Genomic DNA, 26,635 nt, shown 5'->3' with positions numbered 1-26,635 from the left:
CTTGAAGGGCGGACTAACCAGCTGTCAGTGCGTAACGTCACGAAACGGACATGGCTTCGGTGTCGGGGGAGGGGGTGTGGCTGTTGTGACCTGCGGTTCTCCCCTGGCGGAGGGAGATAGGTCACATCCTGGGGGAGATTGGATCACAAAACAGCCCAGAACCCTGGAGTTTCCAGGGTTCTGGGCCGGGGTCTCACCGTGGGTGCTATGGCGGCTACGGTGCGCCGCTCAGCTGAGGCGCTCGATGACCATGGCCATGCCCTGGCCGCCGCCGACGCACATCGTCTCCAGGCCGAACTGCTTGTCGTGGAACTGGAGGGAGTTGATGAGCGTGGTGGTGATGCGGGCGCCGGTCATGCCGAACGGGTGGCCGACGGCGATGGCACCGCCGTTGACGTTCAGCTTCTCCAGCGGGATGCCCAGGTCGCGGTAGGAGGGGATCACCTGGGCGGCGAACGCCTCGTTGATCTCGACCAGGTCGATGTCGCCGATGCCCAGCCCGGCGCGCCGCAGGGCCTGCTTGCTCGCCTCGACCGGGCCGAGGCCCATGATCTCGGGCGAGAGGCCGGAGACGCCGGTCGACACGATCCGGGCGAGCGGCGTGAGGCCGAGCTCGCGGGCCTTGGTGTCGGACATGATCACGAGGGCCGCGGCGCCGTCGTTCAGCGGGCAGCAGTTGGCGGCCGTGACCATGCCGTCGGGGCGGAAGACCGGCTTGAGGCCCTGCACGCCCTCCAGGGTGACGCCGGCGCGGGGGCCGTCGTCCGTGGAGACGACCGTGCCGTCGGGGAGGGTGACCGGGGTGATCTCGCGCTCCCAGAAGCCGTTCTTGATGGCTTCCTCGGCGAGGTTCTGCGAGCGGACGCCGAACTCGTCCATGTCCTGGCGGGTGACGCCCTTGACGCGGGCCAGGTTCTCGGCGGTCTGGCCCATCGCGATGTACGGGTCGGGCAGCAGGCCGTCCTCGCGCGGGTCGTGCCAGGTCGAGCCCTCGGACGCGGCGACCGCGGCGGTCCGGGCCTCGGCGTCGGCGAACAGGGGGTTGTGCGTGTCCGGAAGGCTGTCGGAGTTGCCCTTGGCGTAGCGGGAGACCGTCTCGACACCGGCCGAGATGAAGACATCGCCCTCACCGGCCTTGATGGCGTGCAGGGCCATCCGGGAGGTCTGCAGGGAGGAGGAGCAGTACCGGGTGACGGTGCAGCCCGGCAGGTGGTCCATGCCCATCTGCACGGCGACGACGCGGCCGAGGTTGTGGCCCTGCTCGCCGCCGGGCAGGCCGCAGCCGAGCATCAGGTCGTCGATGTCCCTCGGGTCCAGCTCGGGGACCCTGGCCAGCGCGGCCTGGATGATCGTGGCGGTCAGGTCGTCCGGCCGCACGTCCTTCAGGGAGCCCTTGAAGGCGCGGCCGATGGGGGAGCGGGCGGCTGAGACGATCACGGCTTCGGGCATCACGGCTCCATTGACGTACCGGGTGGTCTGCTTGGGCTGTCTGGGAAGTTACCCGTACGTATGGGCTGGGTCACGGGTGTCGCGGTGTGACCCTGGCCGCAGTTTCCAAGCGCTTGCTTTTCTGCCTCTTCCTTTCTGTTCCCGGGTGCGCTTCGTTCCGCCCCTCAGTTCGAAGGGCTCGCGGGGGCCGGTTCCTGCTCGGGGACCCGCCGGCGCCGCCGGCGCTTCAGCAGGGCCCACGGTCCGCGCGGTCCGCTCGGCATCGCCGCCGCGACCTCCGTCCCCGCCTCCGAGGCGGCCTCCGCGGCCGCCCGTGCCACCGGCAGGAAGCCCTCGCGGCGGGAGGCGTCCGGGCGTTCCTCCTCGGCGGGCCACAGGCCCAGGGAGGCACAGACGGTCGGCAGGACCGCCATCGCCGCCGTCGCGTAGCCCTCGGCGGAGGGGTGGTAGCTGTCCGGGCCGAAGAGCTCGCGCGGATTCTCGGCGAACTCGGGGCCCAGCAGGTCGCCCAGGGACACCGTGCGGCCGCCCTGTTCGACGACCCCGATCGTCTGAGCGGCCGCCAGCTGGCGTGAGGCCCGCCGGGCCAGCCAGCGCAAGGGCTGCCGCACCGGCTCGATCGTGCCGAGGTCGGGGCAGGTGCCGACCACCACCTCCGCACCGGCCGTGCGCAGCCGACGGACCGCCGAGGCGAGATGGCGGACCGAGCGGGTCGGGGGCATGCGGTGGGTGACGTCGTTCGCCCCGACCATGATCACGCAGATGTCGGGCACCGGACCGGGATCGGCGAGCACCAGGGCCACCTGGCGGTCCAGGTCGTCCGAACGGGCCCCCGGAGTCGCCACCGTGCGCAGCTCCACCGGCCGCTCGGCCAGCGCCGCGAGCCCCGACGCCAGCAGCGCTCCCGGCGTCTGCCCGCCCCGGTGCACGCCCTGGCCCGCGGCCGTGGAGTCGCCCAGCATCGTCAGCCTCAGCGGTGCCTCGACCGGACCGGCGTACGTACGGCCGTACAGCCCGTCCGCGTGCGGCACATGAGGAGACGTGCCGTTGCCCACCCGGCGCCGCGCCAGCTGCACCTCGGCCAGCACCAGCCCGACCGCCGCCGCCCCGGCCAGCCCGACCCCGCCGCCGCCGTACGCCGCGCCGGCGGCGATCCGCCGGGCCACCCTCGCCCTCGACATGCTCGTCATGCGTCGCTGCCACCTCCTCGAACCCGTACACCCAGTGCTTGCCCCGTACAGCCCGTCGCCCAATCGCAACAGGGAGTGAACGACCGTCACGGACCACGACGAGGTCATAGGCTGGCGGCACCACTCAGACCACTTCTGCGGCATCCGGAGACAACGGTGCAGTTCCACGACTCGATGATCAGCCTCGTCGGCAACACCCCGCTGGTGAAGCTCAACAGCGTGACCAAGGGCATCAGGGCGACCGTCCTGGCCAAGGTGGAGTACTTCAACCCCGGCGGTTCCGTGAAGGACCGCATCGCCCTGCGCATGATCGAGGCGGCGGAGGAGAGCGGCGCTCTCAAGCCCGGCGGCACGATCGTCGAGCCGACCAGCGGCAACACCGGCGTCGGGCTCGCCATCGTGGCGCAGCAGAAGGGGTACAAGTGCATCTTCGTGTGCCCCGACAAGGTGAGCACCGACAAGATCAACGTGCTGCGCGCGTACGGCGCCGAGGTCGTGGTCTGCCCGACGGCCGTGGACCCCGAGCACCCCGACTCGTACTACAACGTCTCCGACCGGCTGGTCCGTGAGACGCCGGGGGCCTGGAAGCCCGACCAGTACTCCAACCCCAACAACCCGCTCTCCCACTACCACTCCACCGGTCCGGAGCTGTGGGAGCAGACGGAGGGGAAGATCACCCACTTCGTGGCGGGCGTGGGCACCGGCGGCACCATCTCCGGGACCGGCCGCTATCTGAAGGAGATCAGCGGCGGCTCCGTGAAGGTCGTCGGCGCGGACCCCGAGGGGTCCGTCTACTCCGGCGGCTCCGGCCGGCCCTACCTCGTCGAGGGCGTCGGCGAGGACTTCTGGCCGACCGCCTATGACCGGACCGTCGCCGACGAGATCGTCGCGGTGTCCGACAAGGACTCCTTCCAGATGACCCGCCGCCTCGCCAAGGAGGAGGGCCTGCTCGTCGGCGGCTCCTGCGGCATGGCCGTCGTGGCCGCGCTGGAGGTCGCCGAGCGGCTAGGGCCGGACGACGTCGTCGTGGTCCTGCTGCCGGACAGCGGCCGCGGCTACCTCAGCAAGATCTTCAACGACGAGTGGATGGCCGACTACGGCTTCCTGGAGGACACGGGCCCGAGCGCCCGCGTCGCCGACGTCCTGAACGACAAGGAGGGCGACCGCATGCCCTCCCTCGTCCACATGCACCCGGAGGAGACCGTCGGTCAGGCCATCGACGTGCTGCGCGAGTACGGCGTCTCGCAGATGCCGGTCGTCAAGCCCGGCGCAGGACACCCCGACGTGATGGCGGCCGAGGTCGTCGGCTCGGTCGTGGAACGCGAGCTGCTGGACGCGCTGTTCAGCAAGAACGCCTCGCTGGAGGACCCGCTGGAGAAGCACATGTCCGGCCCGCTGCCCCAGGTCGGCTCCGGCGAACCGGTCGCGGACCTGATGGCCGTGCTGGGCAAGGCCGACGCGGCGATCGTCCTCGTCGAGGGCAAGCCGACCGGTGTGGTCAGCCGCCAGGACCTGCTGTCCTTCCTGGCCCGCACGGGGAAGTGACGGCCGGCGGCCGGTGAACTGCCCGTGCGCCGGGTGAACTCGCGGCGTCCGTGATCTCCGCGGACTTCGCGGAGTTCGCGGACTTCGCGGAACCGGTACGCGGGTGTCACGTCCGCGCAGCACCCGCTTAACACGTGTCCTGCACATTGGTGGATGTCGGCAAGGGCGATGGAGGTACCTCCCAGGCGCTCAGCACTGGGGAGGCCTCCCCGCCCGAACCGGCGCCGAACGGCGTCAAGGACCTCCGGAGCGGCTCCCGGACCTCCACGGACGCCATGGACGCGCACGCCCGGCCCTGACCGGGCCCGCGTCCTTCGCGGGGACCGCCGTCGTCCCGCCCCCCGTTCACGGGGGTGCGGCGGTCCCCGCGCATCTCTCTTCCCCGATGTCTGCTACGCCTTCCAGCTTCCCAGCAACTGGAGCCGCTCCGCCGTCTCGGACCCGGGCTCGGGCGCGTACACCACGATCGTCTGGTCGGGCGCCGCCGGGATGGTGAGGGTCTCGTAGGGGAGGGTCAGCAGGCCCGCGACCGGGTGCCGCAGGAGCTTCACGCCGTAGTCGCAGGGCTTGACCAGGTGGTCCCCCCACAGCCGGCGGAACTCCTCGCTCGCCCGGGCGAGTTCGGCGACGAGCTCCCCCGTGGCGGGGTCGCCGGGATGGTGGCCCGCCTGCAGGCGCAGGTGCGCGACCATCTGGGCGGTGACCTCGGCCCAGTCCGGGTAGAGCCCGCGCGAGGCGGGGTCGAGGAAGAGACGGCGCGGCAGGCTGAGGCCGTCCGCGCCGCCGAAGCCGAGCACGGCGTCGGCGAGGGGGTTCCAGGCCAGGACGTCCATGCGGTGGTCCAGGACGTAGGCGGGATGGCGGTCCATGCCGTCCAGGAGCAACTGGACCCCCGGGCGCACCCGGGGCGCGGCCGGCCCGTACCCGTCCTGCCGGCGCGGCCGGGCCACCGCCCGCAGGTACTCGTGCTCGGCCTCGTCCAGCCGCAGCACCCGGGCGATCGCGTCCAGCACGGCGTCCGAGACACCCCCGGACCTGGTCCGGGAGGGAGCCCCGGGCCCCCTGCCCTGTTCGAGGCGGACGTAGTAGTCGACGCTCACCCCGGCCAGCTGCGCCACCTCCTCGCGGCGCAGACCCGGGACGCGGCGGCGGCCGTACGACGGCAGCCCCACCTCCTCCGGCTGGATCCGGGCGCGGCGCGAGCGCAGGAAGTCTCCCAGTTCTCCGTCCATGCCCCCGAGCCTAGGCCGCCCGGGCCCGCCGAACCTGGTACTGACAGACCCAGGAAGAGCGCAGCCCTGGGTAGCGCGGCCGAGGCCGCCGAAGGTGGTGTCCGAGGCCGGGGAGACGCCCCGGCCCGCACCGAAGGGAAATCCCATGTCGTACGACAACCTGGCCGGCCGTACCGCCGTCGTCACCGGAGCCGCGAGCGGGATCGGCGAGGCCGTCGCCGTGCTGCTGGCCGCCCGGGGCGCCCGGGTCGCGCTGGTCGCCCGGCGGGCGGAACGGCTGACCGAGGTCGCGGCGAAGATCCGGGCCGACGGCGGGCAGGCCCTGGCCGTCGCCGCGGACGTCACCGACGAGACGTCCGTCGCGGACGCCGCGGCGGGCATCCACGCGGAGTACGGGACCGTCGACCTGGTCGTGAACTGCGCCGGCGTCATGCTGCCCCACCCCGTCGACGCCCGGCGCTCCGACGAGTGGCAGCGGATGCTCGACACCAACGTCTCCGGGGTGCTGCGGATGATCGGCGCCTTCACCGAGGACCTGGTGAGCGCCGCCGCCGACGGCCGTACGGCCGACATCGTGAACATCTCGTCCATCGCCGCGCACCTCAGCTTCCCGAGCTACGCGGTCTACGGCGCGACCAAGGCCGCCGTCACCTATCTGTCGGAGGCCCTGCGCGGGGAGTTCGGGCCCCGGGACGTCCGGGTCACCAACATCGAGCCCGGGTTCGTGGAGAGCGAACTGCGCACCCACATCGCGGACGCGGACCTGTCCCGGCAGGTCGAGGGCATGCTCGACGAGGTGGGCGCCCTGTCCGCGGAGGAACTGGCCGACCTCGTGGCCTACGCGACGAGCCGGCCGCGCCGGGTCAACCTGCGGCAGATCATCGCGCTGCCGACGCGGCAGGTCTGAACGACCGGTCCTGGTTAGTCCTCCCAGCCACCGTCCTGGGAGGACTTGCGGCGGCCGAAGAGGTTCGGGTTGGAGCGCAGCGCCTGGACGACGTTGACGCCGACGATGCCCGCCCAGGCGACGAGCAGCCCGGGCAGCCGGGCCACGCCCCCGCCGATCGCGGACAGCGGCACCGCGAGGACCAGGGAGACGATCCCGAAGCCGAACCGCTCGCCCCAGGAGTCCGTGACCTTCGGCGAGCGGGAGTCCCGGGCCGCCTGCATCTGCTGCTCCGCGAGCTGCCGGCGCACCCGGCGCTCCACCGCCCCGTCGATCCGCTGGTCGAGCTTCTCCAGGAACGATTCGATCAGTGCCGGCTCGTACTCCTCGCCCAGCTCCCTGCGGGCGTGCAGGGTGGCGTCGAGTTCCTTCTTGAGGTCGGTGTCCCGCGCGTCCATTCCGGTCATGCCGTCCACGGTAGAAAGCGCCGCCGCCCGCCGCACTGGGGTTAGCCCCCCTGTTCCCCCCGGGGGTTCCCGGTCCTGGCGCGCCGCCGCCCTCCGGTCCGGCTTGCCGCTCTGCATATGCTCATGCAGAATCCTCAGCTACTGAATAGGCGAGGGGGAGCACGTCATGAGCGTGACCGACAGCCCTGCCGCGCGGCTGCAGGCGCTCTTCGAGGGCCACCGGCTGACGCCCACCCAGCGGCGCATCGCGCACAGTATGGTGCGGCGCGCCGCCGAGGTGCCGTTCCTGTCGAGCGTGGAGCTCGCCGAGCTGGCCGGGGTCAGCCAGCCGTCCGTGACCCGGTTCGCCGTCGCCCTCGGCTTCGACGGCTACCCCGCCCTGCGCCGCCATCTGCGCGAGGTCGCCCCCGCCGAGCCCGCGGCGGAGGCCGGGTCCCACAACGAGTACCAGCAGGCCGTCGAGGCCGAGATCGAGAACCTGCGGCACCTGGCGGAGGCACTGGCCGACCCGGGCCCCGTCCAGCGCGCGGGGCGCCTCCTCGCGGCCTCCCGGCCGCTGCTCGTCCTCGGCCTGCGGGCCGCTGCCGCCCAGGCCCACGGCTTCGCCTACTTCGCCGCCAAGGTGCATCCCGACGTACGGCTGCTCGGCGAGGGCGGCACGATGCTGCAGGACCGCATCGACGCCGCCGTCCGGGCTGGCGCGAGCGCACTGCTCTGTTTCGCGCTGCCCCGGCACCCCCGCGAGGTCGTCGACACCCTCGCCTACGCCAAGGAGGCCGGGCTGACCGTCGTCACGGTCGCCGACTCCGCCTTCGCGCCCGTCGCCAAGGTGTCCGACCTGCTGCTGCCCGCCGCCGTCGGCACCGGCCTCGCCTTCGACACGGCCTGCGCGCCGATGCTGCTCGGCCGGGTGCTGCTGGAGGCCATGTGCGACGACCTGCCCCAGGCCCAGTCCCGTCTCGAGGAGTTCGACACGAAGGCGGCGGCGCGGGGCCTGTTCGTCGACTGACGGCACGGGCGGGCTTCTTAAGACTCGTCTCACGTTCCGCCGCTACCGTACGGCTCCCGACGATGAGGAGACCGGACGGAGGCTGGACGTGACGCGCGGAGGACAGGGACTGGCCCGAGTGGCCGTCGTCGTACGGGCGGGAGCGGCCCCGCTGTGGTGGCTGGGCGCTCTTGCAATCCGACGGCGGCGCATGCCCTAGGGGCGCGGGGAACTGCGCGACAAGCCCCCACGCACGCGAGGCCGGAGTCCGGCGGTCCTTCCCGCGGCGTTGCCCTTAGGGGCGCGGGGAACTGCGCGACAAGCCACGACGCACCCGAGGCCGAAACCCTACGGAACCGCACCGAACCCGACCGCAAACCTACGGAACCTCCCACCCCGCCCCCGTCAACGCGTCCACCTCCGCCCCACCCGACTCCGCAACAACCTCCCCCACCGTCTGCGCCCGCCGCACCACCGCGAACCGCCCTCCCGGCAGGAACCCGTACACCCCGGGCCGCACCAGCGAGTTGTACCCGTAGTGATGGGCGAAGTAATACGCCCCGGTGTCCAGCGCCGCCGCGTAATCCCCCTGCTCCAGCAGCGGCATGGACCGCCCCTCCGCCAGCAGGTCCCCCGCGAAACAGGCCGGTCCCGCGACGTCCTGCACCACCTCCGGCCCCTCCTTGGGCCGCCCCTTCGCGTCGTACGCGGAGATCCGCAGCGGCCAGCTCCCCGGCGCGTACACCGTCCGCGCGGCCACCTGCACCCCGGCGTGCGTCACCGCCACCGCCCGCCCGCCGGAGGCCTTCGCGTACTCGACCCGCGCCACCACCGTCCCGTGCTTGGCCAGCAGTGACCGCCCGAACTCGGTGACCAGCCCGTACCGCCCGTCGAGCAGCCCCGGCACCTCCTCGGCCAGCAGCCGCGCGTACCGCGCGTAGGTCGGATCCGTCTCCTCCGACGCGAAGTTCACCGGCAGGCCGCCGCCGATGTCGAGCGTGTCGACCTGCCGCCGCCCGGCCCGCCGGTTGATCTCCTCCGCGAGCGCGTACGTCTCCGCCACGCCCCGGGCCATCAGGGCCAGCGGAATGCCCTGGGACCCGGTGTGCGCGTGCAGCCGGGTCAGCCACGGCCGGTCCAGATACGCCCGGACGACCCACTCCCGCGCCCCCTCGTCACGCAGCGCCACCCCGAACTTCGAGGTGGCCGTCGCCGTGGACAGCGCCTCGATGGAGCCCCCGCCGACCTGCGGATTCACCCGGATCCCCAGCGGAGAGCGGCTGGCCGAGGACCGCATCAGGGCGTCGATCCGGGCCAGCTCCTGGGGGTTGTCCGCGTTGACGGCGATGCCCAGGGACAGCGCCTCGCGCAGCTCGGCCGGCGTCTTCGCGGGCGAGTCGAGCACCGTCGCCTCCGGCGGCACGCCCGCCGCCCGCGCCAGGGCCAGCTCGCCCGGGCTCGCGACCTCCGCGCCGACGCCCTCCTCCCGCAGCAGCCGCAGGACCGGCACCAGCGGGGTCGCCTTCACCGCGAAGGCGTGCAGCACGGGCGTCCCCGGCGCCACCACCGCCTCGAACGCCGCCCGCAGCTCCGCCGCCGACTCCCGGATGCCGGTGACGTCCAGCAGCCCGACGATGGGGCTGCCGGGCCCGAGCAGCCCTTGCTCCACGGCGGCCCGCACCGCCTCGTCCCGCCGCGCCGCCCGCCGGGCCCCGCTGTCGCCCGCCTCTGCCGTCTCGATGTGTGCGCCCATGCATCCAGCCAAACATCCACGGCGTCGCCGCGCCGACGCCCCGACGTATTGACTAGCTCTATTCAGACGTCCAGGATGTGAATAGCCACAGCAACACACCGCCGGGAGCACCACGCACCCCCCAGGAGGCAGACCATGTCAGGACCACGCCCTGTCCGAGCGCCGCGCGGCACGGAACCGAGCGCCCTGGGATGGCAGCAGGAAGCCGCCCTGCGGATGCTGCGGAACAACCTCGACCCCGAGGTCGCCGAGCACCCCGACAAGCTCGTCGTCTACGGCGGCACCGGCAAGGCCGCCCGCGACTGGCGCTCCTTCGACGCGATGGTGCGCACGCTGCAAGGGCTGAAGCAGGACGAGACCATGCTGGTCCAGTCCGGCCGGCCCGTCGGCGTCATGCAGACCCACGAGTGGGCCCCGCGCGTCCTCATCGCCAACTCCAACCTCGTCGGCGACTGGGCTAACTGGGAGGAGTTCCGCCGCCTCGAACACCTCGGCCTGACCATGTACGGGCAGATGACCGCCGGCTCCTGGATCTACATCGGCACCCAGGGCATCCTCCAGGGCACCTACGAGACCTTCGCCGCCGTCGCCGCGAAGAAGTTCGGCGGGACGCTGGCCGGCACCATCACCCTGACCGCAGGCCTCGGCGGCATGGGCGGCGCCCAGCCGCTCGCCGTGACGATGAACGACGGCGTGGCGATCTGCATCGACGTCGACCCGCGCGCCATCGAGCGCCGTATCGAGCACCGCTATCTGGATGTGAAGGCCGACAGCCTCGCCCACGCGCTCCAGCTGGCCACCGAGGCCCGCGACCAGCGCAGGCCGCTGTCCATCGGCCTCCTGGGCAACGCCGCCGAGCTGCTCCCGCGGATGCTCGCCGAGGGCGCCCCGATCGACATCGTCACCGACCAGACCTCCGCCCACGACCCGTTGGCCTACCTGCCGGTCGGCGTCGCCTTCGAGGACATGGCCGACGCCGCCGCCAAGGACCCGGCCGGCTTCACCACCCGGGCCCGCGAGTCCATGGCCCGGCACGTCGAGGCCATGGTCGGCTTCATGGACGCCGGCGCCGAGGTCTTCGACTACGGCAACTCCATCCGCGGCGAGGCCCAACTCGCCGGATACGACCGCGCCTTCGCCTTCCCCGGCTTCGTCCCGGCCTACATCCGCCCGCTGTTCTGCGAGGGCAAGGGCCCCTTCCGCTGGGCCGCCCTGTCCGGCGAGGCCTCCGACATCGCCAAGACCGACAAGGCGATCCTCGACCTCTTCCCGGAGAACGAGTCCCTCGCCCGCTGGATCACGATGGCCGGCGAACGCGTCCACTTCCAGGGCCTGCCCGCCCGGATCTGCTGGCTCGGCTACGGCGAGCGCGACAAGGCCGGTGAGCGGTTCAACGACATGGTCGCGAGCGGGGAGCTGGCCGCGCCGGTCGTCATCGGCCGCGACCATCTCGACTGCGGTTCCGTCGCCTCCCCCTACCGCGAGACCGAGGCCATGCTCGACGGGTCCGACGCGATCGCCGACTGGCCGCTGCTGAACGCCATGGTGAACGTCGCCTCCGGGGCGTCCTGGGTCTCGATCCACCACGGCGGCGGCGTCGGCATGGGCCGCTCCATCCACGCCGGGCAGGTCACGGTGGCCGACGGCACGGCGCTCGCGGGCGAGAAGATCCGCCGGGTGCTCACCAACGACCCCGGCATGGGCGTCATCCGGCACGTGGACGCCGGGTACGACATCGCGGAGTCGGTGGCGGGGGAGCGGGGCGTCCGCGTCCCGATGCGCGAAGGTGACCAGGCGTGACCCGGAACAGCGGCGGCTCCTTCCACCACATGTGGCGCGAGCTGCTCCCCCTGGGGCGGCACCCCGGCTCCGGCGGCTACCGGCGCTTCGCCTGGACCGCGGTCGACGGTGAATGCCGGGCCTGGTTCGAGGAGCAGGCCACGGCCCGCGGGCTGCGCCACGAGGTCGACCGGAACGGCAACCAGTGGGCCTGGCTCGGCGACCCCGCCGAGGGGGACGCCGTCGTCACCGGCTCGCACCTCGACTCCGTGCCGGACGGCGGCGCCTTCGACGGCCCCCTCGGAGTCGTGTCCGCCTTCGCCGCGCTGGACGAGCTGCGCAGCAGGGACGCCCGTTTCACCCGGCCCCTCGCCATCGTGAACTTCGGCGACGAGGAGGGCGCCCGGTTCGGGCTCGCCTGCGTCGGGTCCCGGCTCACCGCCGGGCAGCTCACCCGCGCACAGGCACACCGGCTCACCGACGGCGACGGCGTCACGCTGCCCCGGGCCATGGAGGCGGCCGGACACGACCCGGACGCCATCGGGCCGGACCCCGAACGGCTCGCCCGCATCGGCGCCTTCGTCGAACTGCACGTCGAGCAGGGCCGGGCCCTGGACCTGTCCGGCGACCGGGTCGGCCTCGCCAGCGCGATCTGGCCGCACGGCCGGTGGCGGTTCGACTTCCGCGGCGAGGCCAACCACGCCGGCACCACCCGGCTCGCCGACCGGCACGACCCCATGCTGTCCTACGCCGAGACCGTCCTCGCCGCCCGGCGCGAGGCCGAACTCGCCGGGGCCGTCGCCACCTTCGGCAAGATCGCCGTCGAACCCAACGGCGTCAACGCCATCCCCTCCCTCGTGCGCGGCTGGCTCGACTCCCGGGCCGAGGACCAGATGACCCTCGACACCGTGGTCGGCGGCATCGAGAAGGCGGCCCGGAGTTACGCGGACGCGCACGGCGTCGACCTCGACATCGTCCGCGAGTCCTTCACTCCCGTCGTCCAGTTCGACCACGCCCTGCGCGACGAACTCGCCCGCATCCTCGGTACGGACACCGACCTCACGGTCCCCGTCCTCGGCACCGGCGCGGGACACGACGCCGGGATCCTGTCCGGGAGCATCCCGACCGCCATGCTGTTCGTGCGCAACCCCACCGGCGTCTCCCACTCCCCGGCCGAGTCGGCGAGCGAGGACGACTGTGTGGCCGGGGTACTCGCACTCGCCGACGTACTGGAAGGACTGGCGTGCAGGTGACGACAGCGGCCCCGCGGACGTACTGGCTGGAGCACGCCTGGCTCGGCACTCTCCCCCGGGCTCTCGGCTCCGCTCGGGCAGGGGGGACCCCCATCGAGCCGGGTGTCGCCCTGGAGGTCGCGGACGGCCGCATCACCGCCGTCCGCACCGGCACCCCCGCCCCGCCCCCCGGCGCCGAGGTCCTGCGCGGACTCACCCTGCCCGGCCTGGCCAACGCACACAGCCACGCCTTCCACCGCGCCCTGCGCGGCACCGTCCAGGTCGGCTCCGGCACCTTCTGGACCTGGCGCGAGGTCATGTACGCCACGGCCGGCCGGCTCACCCCGGACAGCTACCACGCCCTCGCCCGCGCCGTGTACGCCGAGATGGCGCTGGCCGGCATCACGGCCGTCGGCGAGTTCCACTACGTCCACCACGCCCCCGGCGGCACCCCCTACGCCGACCCCAACGCCATGGGCGAGGCCCTCATCGAGGCCGCCGCCGAGGCCGGGATCCGCATCACCCTCCTCGACACCGCCTACCTCTCCTCCGGCTTCGGACAGCCCCCCACCGCTCATCAGCTCCGCTTCTCCGACGGGGACGCCGAGGCCTGGGCCGCACGCTCTTCACTTCTCAAAGAACGGGATCACGCACGGATCGGAGCGGCGATCCACTCCGTACGGGCCGTGCCCGCCGACCAGTTGGAGACCATCGCACGGTGGGCGGAACAGCGGCGGGCCCCGCTCCATGTGCACCTGTCCGAGCAGACCGCCGAGAACGAGGCGTGCCGGGAGGCCCACGGCTGCACCCCGACCCAGCTCCTCGCCCTGCACGGCGTCCTCGGACCGCGCACCACCGGCGTCCACAACACCCACCTCACCGCCGAGGACGTCTCCCTCATCGGCGGCAGCGGCACCGGCACCTGCATGTGCCCGACGACCGAACGGGACCTCGCGGACGGCATCGGACCGGCCGTCGCCCTGCAGAACGAGGGCTCCCCGCTCTGCCTCGGCTCCGACAGCCACGCCGTCATCGACCTGCTCGAAGAGGCGCGGGCCATGGAACTGAACGAGCGCCTGCGCACCCGCACCCGCGGTCACTGGACGGCGGCGGCCCTGCTGCGGGCGGCCTCCGCCGACGGCCACGCGGCCCTCGGCTGGGAGGACGCGGGCGCCCTGGAGACCGGCGCGCTCGCCGACTTCACCACCATCGCGCTCGACTCGGTCAGGACGGCAGGGCCGCTTCCGCGGCTCGGGGCCGAGACGGCCGTATTCGCCGCGTCGGCAGCGGACGTGTCGCATACGGTCGTGGCAGGCCGGCACGTCGTACGGGACGGGGTCCACTGCCTCGTACCGGACGTGCCCCGAGCCCTCGCGGACGCCGTCGAAGCCCTGCGCGGATGACCCCGGGCCGCCAGCCCGCGCGGCCCGGCTCCGCCCCCGAACCCGATCCCACCGCCGACCAGGCCACCAAGGACGCCATGAGCAACGCGACGACCGTCAGCCCCGCCCACTCCGCGAGCACCGCAAGCACGCTCATCACGAACATCGCCAGCCTGGTCACCAACGACCCCTCCCTCGGTGACGGATCCCCCCTCGGACTGGTCCAGGACGCGGCCGTCGTCATCGAAGGCGACCGCGTCGTGTGGACCGGTGATCAAAGCAAAGCACCCGCCACTGACAACCGGGTCGACGCCGGCGGCCGGGCGGTCCTGCCCGGCTTCGTCGACTCCCACTCCCACCTCGTCTTCGCGGGCGACCGGACGCAGGAGTTCAACGCCCGCATGTCCGGGCGGCCGTACAGCGCGGGCGGCATCCGCACCACCGTCGCGGCCACACGGGCGGCGAGCGACGGGGAACTCGAGGCCAACGTCACCCGTTACCTCGCCGAAGCCCTCCGCCAGGGCACCACCACGTTCGAGACCAAGTCCGGCTACGGCCTGACCGTCGAGGACGAGGCCCGCGCCCTGCGCATCGCCGCCGCCCACACCGACGAGGTCACCTACCTCGGCGCCCACATCGTCGCCCCCGAGTTCGCGCAGGACCCGGCCGGCTACGTCGCCCTCGTCACCGGCGAGATGCTCGACGCCTGCGCCCCGCACGCCCGCTGGATCGACGTCTTCTGCGAGAAGGGCGCCTTCGACGGCGACCAGGCCCGCGCGATCCTCACCGCCGGCAAGGCAAAGGGCCTGCACCCCCGCATCCACGCCAACCAGCTCTCCTACGGCCCCGGTGTGCAGCTCGCGGTCGAGCTCGACGCGGCCAGCGCCGACCACTGCACCCACCTCACGGACGCGGACGTGGACGCCCTGGCCGGCGGCCGGACGGTCGCCACCCTGCTGCCCGGCGCCGAGTTCTCCACGCGGGCCGCATGGCCGGACGCGCGGCGGCTGCTGGACGCGGGTGTCACGGTCGCGCTGTCCACGGACTGCAACCCCGGCTCGTCCTTCACCTCGTCCGTGCCGTTCTGCATCGCGCTGGCGGTGCGGGACATGGGGATGACCCCGGACGAGGCCGTGTGGTCGGCGACCGCGGGCGGCGCGGCGGCCCTGCGGCGCGACGACGTCGGCCGCCTCACCCCGGGCGCGTACGCGGACCTGACGCTCCTCGACGCCCCGAGCCATGTCCACCTGGCCTACCGCCCCGGCGTCCCGCTGGCCCGCGGGGTGTGGCGGCGCGGAGAGCGTGTGGTGTGATCACCGGCCGGTGAGAATGGGGTGCCGCGTCGGCGGACGGCGGGCATCACCGAAGGGCGGGGCGGATGTTGAAGCACTGGTCGGCACCACTCGTGGCGAACGTCCTGCTCGGGATCCCGGGCGTGGTGCCGTTCTGGCTGCTCTGGTACCTCGCGGTGAACTGGCCGCTCGCGGACGCGGGCTGGACCGTGCGGGAACCCACCGAGAACGACGGCATGGCCCTCTGGCTCGTGATCGTCGTCCCCGTGGTCACGCTCTACGGCCTGGTCTGGTGGCTCGCCAACCGGCCGCTCCGGCGCCGGACGGCACTGGCTCCGCACACCTACTGGCTGCTGAGCCTGACGGCCCCCCCTGCTGCCGACGGCGGCGCTGGTCCTCAACTCCTGAGGGGCCGCCGGGCAGACCACTGAAAGGCCGCCGCGGACCACCGGTGGCACGCGCCCGGGGGCGGGCCGTCCGGCCCGCCCCCGAGGGACACGTACACCAGGGTCGCCGAGGATCACTCCTCGACGGTCAGCCCCTTGCGCAGCCGCACCAGCGTCCGCGACAGCAGACGCGAGACGTGCATCTGCGAGATGCCGAGCTCCTCGCCGATCTCCGACTGGGTCATGCCCGCGACGAACCGCAGGGACAGGATCTGCCGGTCGCGCGGCGGGAGTTCCGCGATCAGCGGCTTCAACGACTCGACGTACTCGATGCCTTCGAGCCCGTGGTCCTCGTAGCCGATGCGGTCCGCGAGCGCGCCCTCGGAGTCGTCCTCCTCCGGCTGGGCGTCCAGCGAGGAGGCGGTGTAGGCGTTCGACGCCGCCATGCCCTCGACGACCTCGTCGCCCGAGATCCCGAGGCGCTCCGCCAGCTCGGCCACCGTGGGGGCGCGGTCGAGCTTCTGGGCCAGTTCGTCGCCGGCCTTGGCCAGGTCGAGCCGCAGCTCCTGGAGCCGGCGCGGAACGCGCACGGACCATGAGGTGTCGCGGAAGAAGCGCTTGATCTCGCCGACGATGGTCGGCATCGCGAACGTGGGGAACTCCACGCCGCGGGCCAGCTCGAAGCGGTCGATCGCCTTGATCAGGCCGATGGTGCCGACCTGGATGATGTCCTCCATCGGCTCGCTGCGGGAGCGGAACCGGGAGGCGGCGAACTTGACCAGCGCGAGGTTCAGTTCGACGAGTGTGTTGCGGACGTACGAGTACTCGTGGGTCCCTTCCTCCAGCGTCTCCAGACGCTCGAAGAGGGTCTTGGACAGCGCCCGGGCGTCGACCGCGTCGACTTCCTCGTACGGGGGGATGTCCGGAAGTCCGGAGAGAAGGTCGTCCTGTGTGACGAGCATCTCGACCTGCTCGATGGGATCCAGATGTTCCGGAGGGGGTGTCGACGCCGCTTTGTGGGTACGCGACTCGTCGAGCCGGGGTGACATGATGTCCTCCATCGTTCTCGGCATAAGGCTGCCGGAGCCGTCAGGTGCACTGCGGTGTGCGGCGCCTCCAAAGCCGGCCGTGTCGGTTACGTGTCCTTACTAGGCCTACCCGCTTTCCGGAGCCCACCGCAAGTGCGTTCTGTGGGCATATGTCCGTTTGTGTGTAGTTGTTCGGGTGTCGGACCGTGTGGGGAAGGCGTAGTGTTCGAGTGCGTCAGCAACCACCTCGACGTCGGGAGAGAGAGACGGCATGGACCGCGGGACGGTCGGCAGTACACAGTCTGGCCGGCTTCTGGTGGAGGTGCGGGAAGAGGGCTCTAGCGCAGTCGTGACCCCGGCGGGTGAGTTGGATCACCACACCGCCGACTTGTTGCGCGAGCCACTCGAGGACTGCCTCGCCAAGGGATTCAAGCGCCTGGTCATCGACTGCGCACGCCTGGAGTTCTGTGACTCCACGGGGCTCAACGTGCTCCTCGGGGCACGGCTGAAGGCGGAGGCCGCCGGGGGCGGCGTCTCGCTCGCCGGCATGCAGCCGGTGGTGGCACGCGTGTTCGAGATCACGGGTGCGGATGCGGTCTTCAGCGTCCATGACTCGCTCGAGGCGGCCCTGGCCGACGAGTCGGGCTGACCGGCGGTGCGTCGGCGCGCGGTGCCTCGGCCATCCCTCTGTGACCGGTGTCCCAGCCCCGTCACGTCTTTCGTGCCGAATACATGGGTGTTCAGTCGGTCCGCCAGGGCAGGAGACATCCTGAACCTGTCGGTCGCCAGGGTGGCGGGGGCGCCGCGAAACCGACGTGCCGCGCCCTGCGTGACCGACTGTGCAGTGAATTTTTTGAATCGTGAACTGGTGAATCGGTGAGGTGAAGCGCTGATGAGCACCACCCGGCCTTACCCGCCGGGCGACCGCGGGCCGGAGCCCGGCGGCGCTTCCGGGGCGTCCGAGGGTGGCGTAGCGGCGGCCGGTGCGGCCGCCGAGGGCGTGGACGCGCCGTCCGGGGCCGCGGCGCCGCCGGGCGGCCGGCAGGTGCGCCGGCTGAGCTTCGAGGGCGAGAGCGGCGTGGTTCCGCTGGCCCGCGACTTCACCCGCCAGGCGTTGTACGCGTGGGGCTGGCTGCCCGCCGCCTCCGCCGACCAGCGGGCCGCCGCCGAGGATGTGCTGCTGGTCGTCTCCGAACTGGTCACCAACGCCTGCCTGCACGCCGAGGGGCCGGACCAGCTGCGGATCACCTGCGACAACAAGGTCATCCGCGTCGAGGTCGCCGACCGGGGCACCGGTCAGCCCGCCCCCCGCACCCCGCACCGCGCGGGGCGCCCGGGCGGTCATGGCATGTTCATCGTCCAGCGCCTGTGCCTGGACTGGGGCGTCGTCCGGGCGCCGGGTGTCTCCGGCAAGACGGTGTGGGCAGAACTGGGCGCACCCGCCTGATCTTGGGGGAGTGCGCCTTCGGCCCCGGCGCCTGACCGGCTCGACCCCGGGGTGCACCTGTCCGATCACGGGCATTCCTGTCCGATCTCGGGCGTACGTGCTGATCTCGCGCCCAGGTGAGCGCCCCTGGGATGCGTCCGAACGGGTGACCATCCTGCGTGGGGATCCGCGCCGCGCCTCCCCTCCTGCGTCACTCACCGCACGCCGGATCCCCACAGATCCGGCCTGCGCCGTGTCTTCCTTCCTCAGGGTCCCGGGCGTACCTTGACGGCCCGATCTGATGCGCCGTCAGGAACAGGAAGGGGAGCGGCACCGTGTCGTACCGGAAACGAACCGCCGCACTCGCGTCCGCCGCGGCCCTGGCCGGCTCGGCGGTGTGGATGGCCGCCCCCGTCGCCCGGGCCGAGGTCGTCGACGTCAACTACCAGTGCAAGACGCCGATCGGCGACAAGAGTGCCGTCTCGCCCATCGACATCGAGGGCGTCAAGAGCGGCAGCGGCTACCGGATCACCATGTCCTGGCAGAAGGGCGTCTCCTCCAGCCCGGTCGAACTGGGCAAGGGCGCGATGACGCCGAGCGCCACCATCGCCCTGGGCGGCACCGACAGCGGCACCCTCTCGGTGTCCGGCCCCGCCAACGACGCCGCGATCCCCGCCAGCACGCCCATCAAGATCAGCGATCTGAGCGGCACGTACACGCCGAAGAAGAGCGGCGAGGTCACCTTCACGGCCGGAGTGCTCACCATCAAGGCGCTCGGCACGACGACCACGTGCACCCCGACGAACGACCCGGGCCCGTCCCTCACCCTGGACGTCAGCGCCGGGGCCGCGGGCGGTGCCGGCGGTTCCGCCCAGGGCGGCGGCTCCGGCGCTGACACCGGTGACGGACTTCCGCAGACCGGGCCCGAGGACTCGGCCGTCGCGCTCGGCACCCTCGGCGGCACGGTCCTGCTCGCCGGCGCGGCGGGGGCTCTGTGGCTGACACGACGTCACCAGGGAGCTCGGGCGGGCGGTTGACCGCCGTGAACACCTCCTGCCAGGTGCGTCGCTGAGCCCGGCCCGGCACGCCGAGGACCCGTCCGCACGACAGGGCCGTACGCCGCTCGGTCCGGCGCGGGCCCGCACCGCACCACCGCTGGAGCCGCCGATGCCGCCCGTCGTCCGTCTTCCGTATGTGTCCCTGCCGGCTCTGCTCGCGCTGCTGCTGGTCCTGGCGGGGGCCGGGCCCGTCGGAGCGGTGGAACGGCCCGGCGTCGAGTTGTCGGAGTCCCAGGCGGGGGCGGGTGGTTCGATCACCGTCAGCGGCAGCGGCTGGCGGCCCCGTGCCCTGCTGACGCTGCTCGTGTGCGGGCAGGCCGAGCCGAAGCGGGGGGTGACCGGTGGCACCAACTCCTGCGCCAACGCCGACGGCCGGGCCGTCACGACCGGCGCCGACGGGCGCTTCCGCCGCGAACTGCCCGTCGTGGAGCCGCCCGTGCCGTGCCCCTGCGTGGTCCATGTGGCCACGGTGACCGGACTCGGGGCCGAGGCCGACGCGGCCCTCCAGGTCGCCGGGCACGCCGTCGAGCCGCTGCCCGCGGACGCGGCCGGTGGTCGGCTCTCCCTGCTCGCGGACACCCGGCTGCGGGGCTCGGGCGGTCTGCTCACCTGGTTCGGGTCCCCGCCCTCCCGGACCCTCGTGGTCACCGTCGGCAACGTCGGCACGTCCCCCGTGAGGAACCCGGTCTTCCAGGTCGGCACCTCGCACGGCGTGTTCGCCCCGCAGTGGCAGGACCAGCGGTGGCGCGGCACGATCCGCCCGGGCGGCAGGGCCCGCATCGAGCTGCCCGTGGAGCTCGGGGCCGGGGCGCACGGCGACTACACCGTGTCGCTGAAGTACGGCGGCAAAGTGCTCGCCGAGCATCCCTGGGGCGTGGGACGGCCCTGGGGCGTGACCCTGTTCTGGGTCCTCGTCCTGCTCGTCGTGCCGGCGGCGCTGTTCCGCGCGGGCCTGGCCGTGATCGACCACGTACGACCGCGCCGCCCCGGCCACGCGGCCCGTCCGCTGCGCCGGGGGTGGCCGCCCCTGGCCCGCCGGGCCTCCACCGAGCCCTGGTTCGCCCCGGAAGCCGACCCTCCGCGATCAACCGGGACATGACCGACCGGGGCATGACCGCCCGGGACATGAGAAAGGGCCGTCGCACCCGGGGGTGCGACGGCCCTGCTCGAGGAGTCAGACGGCGGTGATCAGCGGACGTCGCCCATCATGGCCTTGACCTTCCTGCGGTACATGAACACCGCGAAGCCGGCGACCACGGCGAGCGCTGCCTCCAGCGCCACGAAGCCCGCCTTGTCCAGGTTGACCCCGCCGACGGCCGGGTTGGACAGCAGCGCGGTGACGGAGTCGCCCGCGGTGACCGCGAGGAACCAGACGCCCATCATCTGCGAGGCGTACTTCGCCGGAGCCATCTTCGTCGTCACGGACAGACCCACCGGGGACAGCGTCAGCTCACCGACGGTCTGCACGAAGTAGATCGCGACCAGCCACATCGCCGCGGCCTTGTGACCGCCCTCGGCGATCGACAGCGGGGCGAGGAAGAGGAAGAAGGACGCGCCCACCAGCACCAGACCGGAGGCGAACTTCACGATGGTGCTCGGCTCCTTGCCGCGCCGGTTCAGCCACAGCCACAGCCACGCGAAGACCGGCGCCAGCGCCATGATCAGGACCGGGTTGACCGACTGGTACCAGGAGACCGGGAACTCCCAGCCGAAGACCGTGTTGTCGGCGCTCTCCTCGGCGAACAGCGACAGGGTCGAGCCGCCCTGGTCGTAGATCATCCAGAACACGGCGGCGGCGACGAAGAACCAGATGTACGCCGACACCTTCGACCGCTCGCCGGAGTCCAGGTCCTTGTCACGCATGATCCGGGAGATGACCAGGATCGGCACGATCAGGCCGAGGAGCGTGAGCGGGATCAGGGCCCAGTTCAGGGTGAAGTGGCCGGTGCCGCCGACGAGGCCGTAGAAGACCACGGCGATGGCCAGCCAGATCAGGCCCTTGCGCAGGGTGGACGCCTTCTCGGCGGGCGTCAGCGGGGTCGGGACCACGCTGCTCCGGGCGTCCAGGTGGCGGCTGCCGAGCAGGAACTGGACGATGCCCAGCGCCATGCCGAGCGCGGCCAGCGCGAAGCCCAGGTGCCAGTCGACGTTCTCACCGACGGTGCCGATGACCAGCGGCGCGATGAAGGCGCCGAGGTTGATGCCGATGTAGAAGACCGTGAAGCCACCGTCGCGGCGCGGGTCCTCCGGGCCGTCGTAGAGGTGGCCGACCATCGTGGAGATGTTGGCCTTCAGCAGACCGGATCCGATGGCGACCAGGCTCAGGCCGACGTAGAAGCTCGCGGCGGCGGGCAGCGCCAGGCACAGGTGGCCGATCATGATGACCACACCCGCGGCGGCGACCGTCTTGCGGGGGCCGAGCACCCGGTCGGCGAACCAGCCGCCGGGCAGGGTGAGCAGGTACACCAGCGACAGGTACACGGCGTAGATCGCCGTCGCCGTGCCCGCCGACAGGTGCAGGCCACCCGGGGCCACCAGGTACAGCGGGAGCAGGGCCCTCATGCCGTAGTAGGAGAATCGCTCCCACATCTCGGTCATGAACAGAGTGGCCAGTCCGCGGGGGTGGCCGAAGAAGGTCTTCTCGGAACCGGGGGTGCCCGGTCGGGCCGAGTCCTTCGTCAGGCTGGACGCCATGGTCGTTCCTTGCTGCTCGGGACGCGCCCCGCGGCAGCGGTGGTGCGCCCGGTGGGGGGCTGCCGGCACCGGTGGGTACGGCCGTCCGCCCGACGCCTACGGGGGTCCGCTCCGGGTCACGAAGCGGTGGGCGGTCGCCACCGGGATCCACGCCTCTACGCGCGTCGCCGCACTACGAGGCCCGGCCACAGGTCGTTCACGTCGGGGCCGGCGGGAACCGGCCCGCACACAAAAGAGACCCTCAGGGCAAACGGCCTCCGAAGGTCGCCGTGGTGCTACAGGCGTAGATTCACCATACGTCAGGACACCGCCGCATATGGAAGAGCTTGAGACGCGGATCACAGGTTTCGAAGGAACCGCACGCCCGGTTTCCATGGTCCATACCAGGATCGCACCCCACAGGCAGAGGTGCGTGCACCTACCCCCGGTCCGTGAGAACCGGGTATGCCGACGGTAAGAATCAAGGATTCCGGTCACACCCCAGCTCAGGGCGCCGCAGGTCTACCATCACCTCATGACCCGTGTACTGCTCGCCGAGGACGATGCGTCCATCTCGGAGCCGCTGGCCCGTGCTCTGCGCCGGGAGGGCTACGAGGTCGAGGTCCGCGAGGACGGACCCACCGCTCTCGACGCCGGACTGCAGGGCGGAGTCGACCTGGTCGTGCTCGACCTCGGTCTGCCCGGCATGGACGGACTGGAGGTGGCCCGCCGCCTGCGGGGCGAAGGCCACGCCATCCCGATCCTCATCCTGACCGCGCGCGCCGACGAGGTGGACACCGTCGTCGGGCTCGACGCGGGCGCCGACGACTACGTCACCAAGCCGTTCCGGCTCGCCGAACTGCTCGCACGGGTGCGGGCCCTGCTCCGGCGCGGCGCCTCCGAGCCGCAGCAGCCCCCCGCCACGCACGGCGTGCGCATCGACGTCGAGTCGCACCGCGCCTGGATGGGCGAGGAGGAGCTCCAGCTCACCGCCAAGGAGTTCGACCTGCTGCGGGTGCTGGTGCGCGACGCGGGCCGGGTCGTCACCCGCGACCAGCTGATGCGGGAGGTCTGGGACACCACCTGGTGGTCGTCGACCAAGACCCTCGACATGCACATCTCCTGGCTGCGCAAGAAGCTCGGCGACGACGCGGCCAACCCCCGCTACATCGCCACCGTGCGCGGTGTGGGTTTCCGTTTCGAGAAGAGCTGAGCCGCGAGGCGGGCTCGGGTAACAGGACATGCGTCGCCGACTGATCCAGTCCACGCTCGCCGTGGTGCTCGTCGTGATCGCCGTTTTCGGCGTCTCCCTCGTCATCGTCGAGACCCGGACGATCAGCAACAGCGCCCAGGAACGGGTGGAGTCCGAGGCGGTCCGGCTCGCCAGCATCGTCGACAGCCGGCTCTTCGGGGCGCAGCAGGTCGACGCGGAGGTGCTGCGCAAGCAGGTCACCCAGGACCGCTACTACGCGGTGATCCGCATCCCCGGGAAGTCGCCCATCGAGGTCGGCACGAAGCCCGCCGGGGACGTCATCAGCGCGACCGCGCCCGGCGAGGAGGGCGAGACGGTCGTCGTCCAGGAGCCGCGCTCCTCGGTGACCCGTGAGGTCGGCCGCACCCTGCTGATCATCGCGCTGGTCGCGCTGCTCGCGGTGGTGGCCGCGGTGCTGCTGGCCGTCCGCCAGGCCAACCGGCTGGCGTCGCCGCTGACCGACCTCGCGGAGACGGCCGAGCGGCTCGGCTCGGGCGATCCACGCCCCCGGCACAAGCGGTACGGGGTGCCCGAGCTGGACCGGGTGGCGGACGTGCTGGACGGCTCCGCCGAGCGCATCGCCCGCATGCTCACCGCCGAACGCCGGCTGGCCGCGGACGCCTCCCACCAGCTGCGCACCCCGCTGACGGCGCTGTCGATGCGGCTGGAGGAGATCACCCTCACCGACGACCCGGACACGGTGAAGGAGGAGGCGACCATCGCGCTGACGCAGGTCGAGCGGCTCACGGACGTCGTGGAGCGGCTGCTGACGAACTCCCGCGATCCGCGCACCGGCTCCGCCGTCTCCTTCGACCTCGACGAGGTCATCCAGCAGCAGCTCGCGGAGTGGCGGCCGGCGTACCGCAGCGCGGGGCGGGCGATCGTCAGCTCCGGCAAACGGCATCTGCGCGCGGTGGGCACGCCCGGCGCGGTCGCTCAGGTGCTGGCCGCGCTGATCGAGAACTCCCTCATGCACGGCGGCGGCACGGTGGCCCTGCGCACCCGCGTCACCGGCAACCAGGCGGTTATCGAGGTCACGGACGAGGGCCCCGGCATCCCCGGCGACCTCGGCGCCCGGATCTTCGAGCGGGCGATCAGCGGCCGCAACTCCACGGGCATCGGCCTGGCCGTGGCCCGCGACCTGGCGGAGGCCGACGGCGGCCGCCTGGAGATGCTCCAGACCAAGCCCCCGGTCTTCGGCCTGTTCCTGTCCCGCATCCCGCTGAACAAGCCCGAGGACGACGGGGAACCCACGGTCCGCTAGGCGCGCCCCGGGCCCGGAGGGCTACGGCACCCGCTGCTTCGTCTTCGGAGGGACGGCCGGCTCGTTCCGCAGGACCGGGGCCGGGTCGCCCTCGCGGGCGGGGAGTGCGCGGAAGACCCAGGAGCGGTAGGACCAGAAGCGGAACAGGGTCGCGACGCCGATGCCCAGGAACTTGAAGACGTTGTTCTGGAGCGGGGTGTTCCAGCCGAAGCCGTACGTGGCCGCGTACAGGACGCCGTTCTCGATGACCAGGCCGACCGCGCTGAACAGCAGGAAGAGAGTCATCTCACGCGTGCGGCGGCTCTTGTCCCGGTCGCGGTACGTGAAGTAGCGGAAGCCGACGTAGTTGAAGACGATCGCGACGACGGTGGCGATCACACTCGCGCGCACCACCTGGAGGTCGGTGGTGTGCCGCACCAGGTTGAAGACGGCGAGGTTGACCAGCACCCCGGCACCGCCCACCGCGCCGAACTTGGCGACTTCGCGGACGATCCGTCGGAGCCGAGAGGCACCATGTCCCATGGTCGTGCAGGCCCCCGTCCGGTCGTCGGCGTCAATCCAGCCATGCTAACCACCCTCCCGCGCGATCTTCCTGCGGATGCCGGTCGACGGCCGGAGATGGTCCGGGTGGCCCCGGGGAGGGACGGGAAACCGGCCACCCTGGCGCGGCCGATACCCTGAGGGAGTGACGTTCCCCGTAGTCGGCATGGTCGGCGGTGGCCAGCTCGCTCGTATGACACACGAGGCTGGCATCCCGCTGGGCATCAGGTTCAAGCTCCTCAGTGACACCCCGCAGGACTCCGCTGCGCAGGTCGTGAGCGATGTCGTCATCGGCGACTATCGCGACCTCGGCACACTGCGCGAGTTCGCCCGTGGGTGCGATGTGATCACCTTCGATCACGAACACGTACCCACCGAGCACCTCCGGGCCCTGGAGGCGGACGGCATCCCCGTGCGCCCCGGCCCCGACGCGCTCGTGCACGCCCAGGACAAGGGGGTGATGCGAGCGAAGCTCGACGCGATCGGCGTGCCCTGCCCCCGGCACCGGATCGTGAGCGACCCGCAGGACGTGGCGGCCTTCGCGGCCGAGGGCGAGGGATTCCCGGTCGTCCTCAAGACCGTCCGCGGCGGCTACGACGGCAAGGGCGTGTGGGTCGTCGACTCCGTCGAGGAGGCCGCCGACCCGTTCAAGGCCGGTGTCCCCGTGCTCGCCGAGGAGAAGGTCGACTACGTCCGGGAGCTGGCCGCCAACGTCGTCCGCTCCCCGCACGGCCAGGCCGTGGCCTACCCGGTGGTGGAGTCGCAGCAGGTCAACGGCGTCTGCGACACGGTCGTCGCCCCGGCGCCCGACCTCGACGAGGCCCTCGCCCTGGAGGCCTCCGAGATGGCGCTGAACATCGCCAAGGAGCTCGGCGTCGTCGGGCACCTCGCGGTCGAGCTGTTCCAGACCCGCGACGGGCGGATCCTCGTCAACGAGCTGGCGATGCGCCCGCACAACTCCGGCCACTGGTCGATGGACGGCGCCGTCACCAGCCAGTTCGCCAACCACGTCCGCGCGGTCCTGGACCTGCCCCTCGGCGACCCGCGCCCGCGCGCCCCGTGGACGGTCATGGTCAACGTCCTCGGCGGCGACTACCCGGACATGTACTCCGCGTACCTGCACTGCATGGCCCGCGACCCCCAGCTCAAGATCCACATGTACGGCAAGGACGTGAAGCCCGGCCGCAAGGTCGGACACGTCAACACCTACGGCGACGACCTGGACGACGTGCTGGAGCGCGCCCGTCACGCTGCCGGCTACCTGAGAGGCACCATCACCGAATGAGCCCTGTTGTTGGCATCGTCATGGGGTCGGACTCCGACTGGCCCGTCATGGAGGCCGCCGCCAAGGCCCTCGACGAGTTCGAGATCGCCTACGAGGTCGACGTCGTCTCCGCGCACCGCATGCCGCGCGAGATGGTCGCCTACGGCGAGCAGGCCGACGCCCGCGGGCTCAAGGTGATCATCGCCGGGGCGGGCGGCGCCGCCCACCTGCCCGGCATGCTCGCCTCCGTGACCCCGCTGCCCGTCATCGGTGTGCCCGTGCCGCTGAAGTACCTCGACGGCATGGACAGCCTCCTGTCGATCGTGCAGATGCCGGCCGGTGTCCCGGTCGCGACGGTCTCCGTCGCCGGTGCCCGCAACGCCGGTCTGCTCGCCGCCCGCATTCTCGCCGCGCACGACGAGGAACTGCGCGGCCGGATGCGCGACTTCCAGCAGGAGCTGAACGACCAGGCCACCGAGAAGGGCAAGCGCCTGCGCTCCAAGGTCGAGGGCTCGGGCGGGTTCGGCTTCGGCGCGGGGAAGTGACGGC

The 26,635-nt window shown here is 72.1% G+C and carries 24 protein-coding genes; 16 read left to right on the top strand and 8 right to left on the bottom strand.

What is annotated here, in order from left to right:
- Nucleotides 1-228 precede the first annotated feature (228 nt).
- Both IGS69_RS13725 and IGS69_RS13720 read right to left on the bottom strand, forming a co-directional pair.
- Complete coding sequence (locus IGS69_RS13725; protein ID WP_190899577.1) at nucleotides 229-1,449, bottom strand: acetyl-CoA C-acetyltransferase; 1,221 nt, start codon at nucleotides 1,447-1,449, stop codon at nucleotides 229-231.
- A 164-nt stretch (nucleotides 1,450-1,613) separates the two neighbouring features.
- The gene (locus IGS69_RS13720) at nucleotides 1,614-2,639 is read right to left on the bottom strand and encodes an SGNH/GDSL hydrolase family protein (RefSeq protein WP_190899575.1); all 1,026 of its coding nucleotides are present in this window, start codon (nucleotides 2,637-2,639) and stop codon (nucleotides 1,614-1,616) included.
- 156 nt (nucleotides 2,640-2,795) lie between these two features.
- On the opposite strand from IGS69_RS13720, the gene IGS69_RS13715 reads away from it, so the two are divergent.
- Nucleotides 2,796-4,184: a cystathionine beta-synthase gene (locus IGS69_RS13715; RefSeq protein WP_190899573.1), complete on the top strand. Its 1,389-nt coding sequence runs from the start codon at nucleotides 2,796-2,798 to the stop codon at nucleotides 4,182-4,184.
- A gap of 392 nt (nucleotides 4,185-4,576) precedes the next feature.
- Here IGS69_RS13715 and IGS69_RS13710 read toward each other — a convergent pair whose 3' ends face one another.
- On the bottom strand, nucleotides 4,577-5,416 hold the full coding sequence (locus IGS69_RS13710) for a helix-turn-helix transcriptional regulator (RefSeq protein WP_190899571.1): 840 nt from the start codon (nucleotides 5,414-5,416) through the stop codon (nucleotides 4,577-4,579).
- 145 nt (nucleotides 5,417-5,561) lie between these two features.
- Here IGS69_RS13710 and IGS69_RS13705 point away from each other — a divergent pair, with 145 nt between their 5' ends.
- Nucleotides 5,562-6,323, top strand: a complete 762-nt coding sequence (locus IGS69_RS13705) for an SDR family oxidoreductase (RefSeq protein ID WP_190899569.1) — start codon at nucleotides 5,562-5,564, stop codon at nucleotides 6,321-6,323.
- A 14-nt stretch (nucleotides 6,324-6,337) separates the two neighbouring features.
- On the opposite strand, the gene IGS69_RS13700 is transcribed toward IGS69_RS13705, so the two are convergent.
- Nucleotides 6,338-6,760 (bottom strand): hypothetical protein, encoded by a 423-nt coding sequence (locus IGS69_RS13700; protein WP_190904489.1) that lies wholly within the window; start codon nucleotides 6,758-6,760, stop codon nucleotides 6,338-6,340.
- Nucleotides 6,761-6,935: 175 nt separating this feature from the next.
- Here IGS69_RS13700 and IGS69_RS13695 point away from each other — a divergent pair, with 175 nt between their 5' ends.
- Nucleotides 6,936-7,778, top strand: a complete 843-nt coding sequence (locus IGS69_RS13695) for a MurR/RpiR family transcriptional regulator (protein WP_190899567.1) — start codon at nucleotides 6,936-6,938, stop codon at nucleotides 7,776-7,778.
- 358 nt (nucleotides 7,779-8,136) lie between these two features.
- On the opposite strand, the gene IGS69_RS13690 is transcribed toward IGS69_RS13695, so the two are convergent.
- Nucleotides 8,137-9,510, bottom strand: a complete 1,374-nt coding sequence (locus tag IGS69_RS13690) for a type III PLP-dependent enzyme domain-containing protein (protein WP_190899565.1) — start codon at nucleotides 9,508-9,510, stop codon at nucleotides 8,137-8,139.
- Nucleotides 9,511-9,645: 135 nt separating this feature from the next.
- Between IGS69_RS13690 and hutU the strand changes: the two genes are divergently transcribed.
- The 5 genes from hutU to IGS69_RS13665 all read left to right on the top strand — a co-directional run bounded on the left by hutU (nucleotide 9,646) and on the right by IGS69_RS13665 (nucleotide 15,626).
- Nucleotides 9,646-11,310, top strand: coding sequence for a urocanate hydratase (gene hutU / locus IGS69_RS13685; RefSeq protein ID WP_190899564.1), 1,665 nt, complete (start codon nucleotides 9,646-9,648; stop codon nucleotides 11,308-11,310).
- A gap of 29 nt (nucleotides 11,311-11,339) precedes the next feature.
- On the top strand, nucleotides 11,340-12,542 hold the full coding sequence (locus tag IGS69_RS13680; protein WP_190904488.1) for an allantoate amidohydrolase: 1,203 nt from the start codon (nucleotides 11,340-11,342) through the stop codon (nucleotides 12,540-12,542).
- Nucleotides 12,533-13,924 carry a formimidoylglutamate deiminase gene (locus IGS69_RS13675; RefSeq protein WP_232543511.1) on the top strand — a complete coding sequence of 464 codons (1,392 nt, stop codon included), beginning with the start codon at nucleotides 12,533-12,535 and terminating at the stop codon, nucleotides 13,922-13,924. The genes IGS69_RS13680 and IGS69_RS13675 overlap by 10 nt, the downstream gene beginning before the upstream one ends.
- Nucleotides 13,921-15,216, top strand: coding sequence for an imidazolonepropionase (gene hutI, locus IGS69_RS13670; RefSeq protein WP_190899563.1), 1,296 nt, complete (start codon nucleotides 13,921-13,923; stop codon nucleotides 15,214-15,216). Before IGS69_RS13675 ends, hutI begins: the two co-directional genes overlap by 4 nt.
- A gap of 65 nt (nucleotides 15,217-15,281) precedes the next feature.
- A complete protein-coding gene (locus tag IGS69_RS13665) occupies nucleotides 15,282-15,626 on the top strand; it encodes a hypothetical protein (RefSeq protein ID WP_385863058.1) in 345 nt (114 codons plus the stop codon).
- Nucleotides 15,627-15,715: 89 nt separating this feature from the next.
- Here IGS69_RS13665 and IGS69_RS13660 read toward each other — a convergent pair whose 3' ends face one another.
- Nucleotides 15,716-16,630, bottom strand: a complete 915-nt coding sequence (locus tag IGS69_RS13660; protein WP_385863061.1) for an RNA polymerase sigma factor SigF — start codon at nucleotides 16,628-16,630, stop codon at nucleotides 15,716-15,718.
- A gap of 250 nt (nucleotides 16,631-16,880) precedes the next feature.
- On the opposite strand from IGS69_RS13660, the gene IGS69_RS13655 reads away from it, so the two are divergent.
- The 4 genes from IGS69_RS13655 (at nucleotide 16,881) to IGS69_RS13640 (ending at nucleotide 20,192) form a co-directional block, all read left to right on the top strand.
- Entirely contained in the window at nucleotides 16,881-17,258 is a 378-nt protein-coding gene (locus tag IGS69_RS13655) for an STAS domain-containing protein (protein WP_190899561.1), read from the top strand.
- 243 nt (nucleotides 17,259-17,501) lie between these two features.
- Entirely contained in the window at nucleotides 17,502-18,056 is a 555-nt protein-coding gene (locus IGS69_RS13650; RefSeq protein WP_190899560.1) for an ATP-binding protein, read from the top strand.
- A 314-nt stretch (nucleotides 18,057-18,370) separates the two neighbouring features.
- The gene (locus IGS69_RS13645) at nucleotides 18,371-19,072 is read left to right on the top strand and encodes an LPXTG cell wall anchor domain-containing protein (RefSeq protein WP_190899559.1); all 702 of its coding nucleotides are present in this window, start codon (nucleotides 18,371-18,373) and stop codon (nucleotides 19,070-19,072) included.
- Between the two features lie 130 nt (nucleotides 19,073-19,202).
- Nucleotides 19,203-20,192: a hypothetical protein gene (locus IGS69_RS13640; protein WP_190899558.1), complete on the top strand. Its 990-nt coding sequence runs from the start codon at nucleotides 19,203-19,205 to the stop codon at nucleotides 20,190-20,192.
- A gap of 89 nt (nucleotides 20,193-20,281) precedes the next feature.
- On the opposite strand, the gene IGS69_RS13635 is transcribed toward IGS69_RS13640, so the two are convergent.
- Nucleotides 20,282-21,787 carry a peptide MFS transporter gene (locus tag IGS69_RS13635; RefSeq protein WP_190899557.1) on the bottom strand — a complete coding sequence of 502 codons (1,506 nt, stop codon included), beginning with the start codon at nucleotides 21,785-21,787 and terminating at the stop codon, nucleotides 20,282-20,284.
- Between the two features lie 514 nt (nucleotides 21,788-22,301).
- On the opposite strand from IGS69_RS13635, the gene IGS69_RS13630 reads away from it, so the two are divergent.
- Both IGS69_RS13630 and IGS69_RS13625 read left to right on the top strand, forming a co-directional pair.
- Entirely contained in the window at nucleotides 22,302-22,979 is a 678-nt protein-coding gene (locus IGS69_RS13630; RefSeq protein WP_030844734.1) for a response regulator transcription factor, read from the top strand.
- A gap of 28 nt (nucleotides 22,980-23,007) precedes the next feature.
- Nucleotides 23,008-24,282, top strand: coding sequence for an ATP-binding protein (locus IGS69_RS13625; protein ID WP_190899556.1), 1,275 nt, complete (start codon nucleotides 23,008-23,010; stop codon nucleotides 24,280-24,282).
- Between the two features lie 21 nt (nucleotides 24,283-24,303).
- Here the strand turns inward: IGS69_RS13625 and IGS69_RS13620 are convergent, their stop codons facing one another.
- Entirely contained in the window at nucleotides 24,304-24,804 is a 501-nt protein-coding gene (locus tag IGS69_RS13620) for a GtrA family protein (RefSeq protein WP_190899554.1), read from the bottom strand.
- A 163-nt stretch (nucleotides 24,805-24,967) separates the two neighbouring features.
- On the opposite strand from IGS69_RS13620, the gene IGS69_RS13615 reads away from it, so the two are divergent.
- Together IGS69_RS13615 and purE are read left to right on the top strand one after the other, a co-directional pair.
- Nucleotides 24,968-26,107, top strand: coding sequence for a 5-(carboxyamino)imidazole ribonucleotide synthase (locus IGS69_RS13615; RefSeq protein WP_190899552.1), 1,140 nt, complete (start codon nucleotides 24,968-24,970; stop codon nucleotides 26,105-26,107).
- Nucleotides 26,104-26,631 carry a 5-(carboxyamino)imidazole ribonucleotide mutase gene (gene purE / locus IGS69_RS13610; RefSeq protein ID WP_003990723.1) on the top strand — a complete coding sequence of 176 codons (528 nt, stop codon included), beginning with the start codon at nucleotides 26,104-26,106 and terminating at the stop codon, nucleotides 26,629-26,631. Before IGS69_RS13615 ends, purE begins: the two co-directional genes overlap by 4 nt.
- Nucleotides 26,632-26,635 lie beyond the last annotated feature (4 nt).

It is taken from the genome of Streptomyces tuirus, assembly GCF_014701095.1.
Classification (GTDB): Bacteria; Actinomycetota; Actinomycetes; order Streptomycetales; family Streptomycetaceae; genus Streptomyces; species Streptomyces tuirus.
Note: the sequence above shows the minus strand (reverse complement) of the source record. Positions and strands in the feature narration are given on the sequence as shown.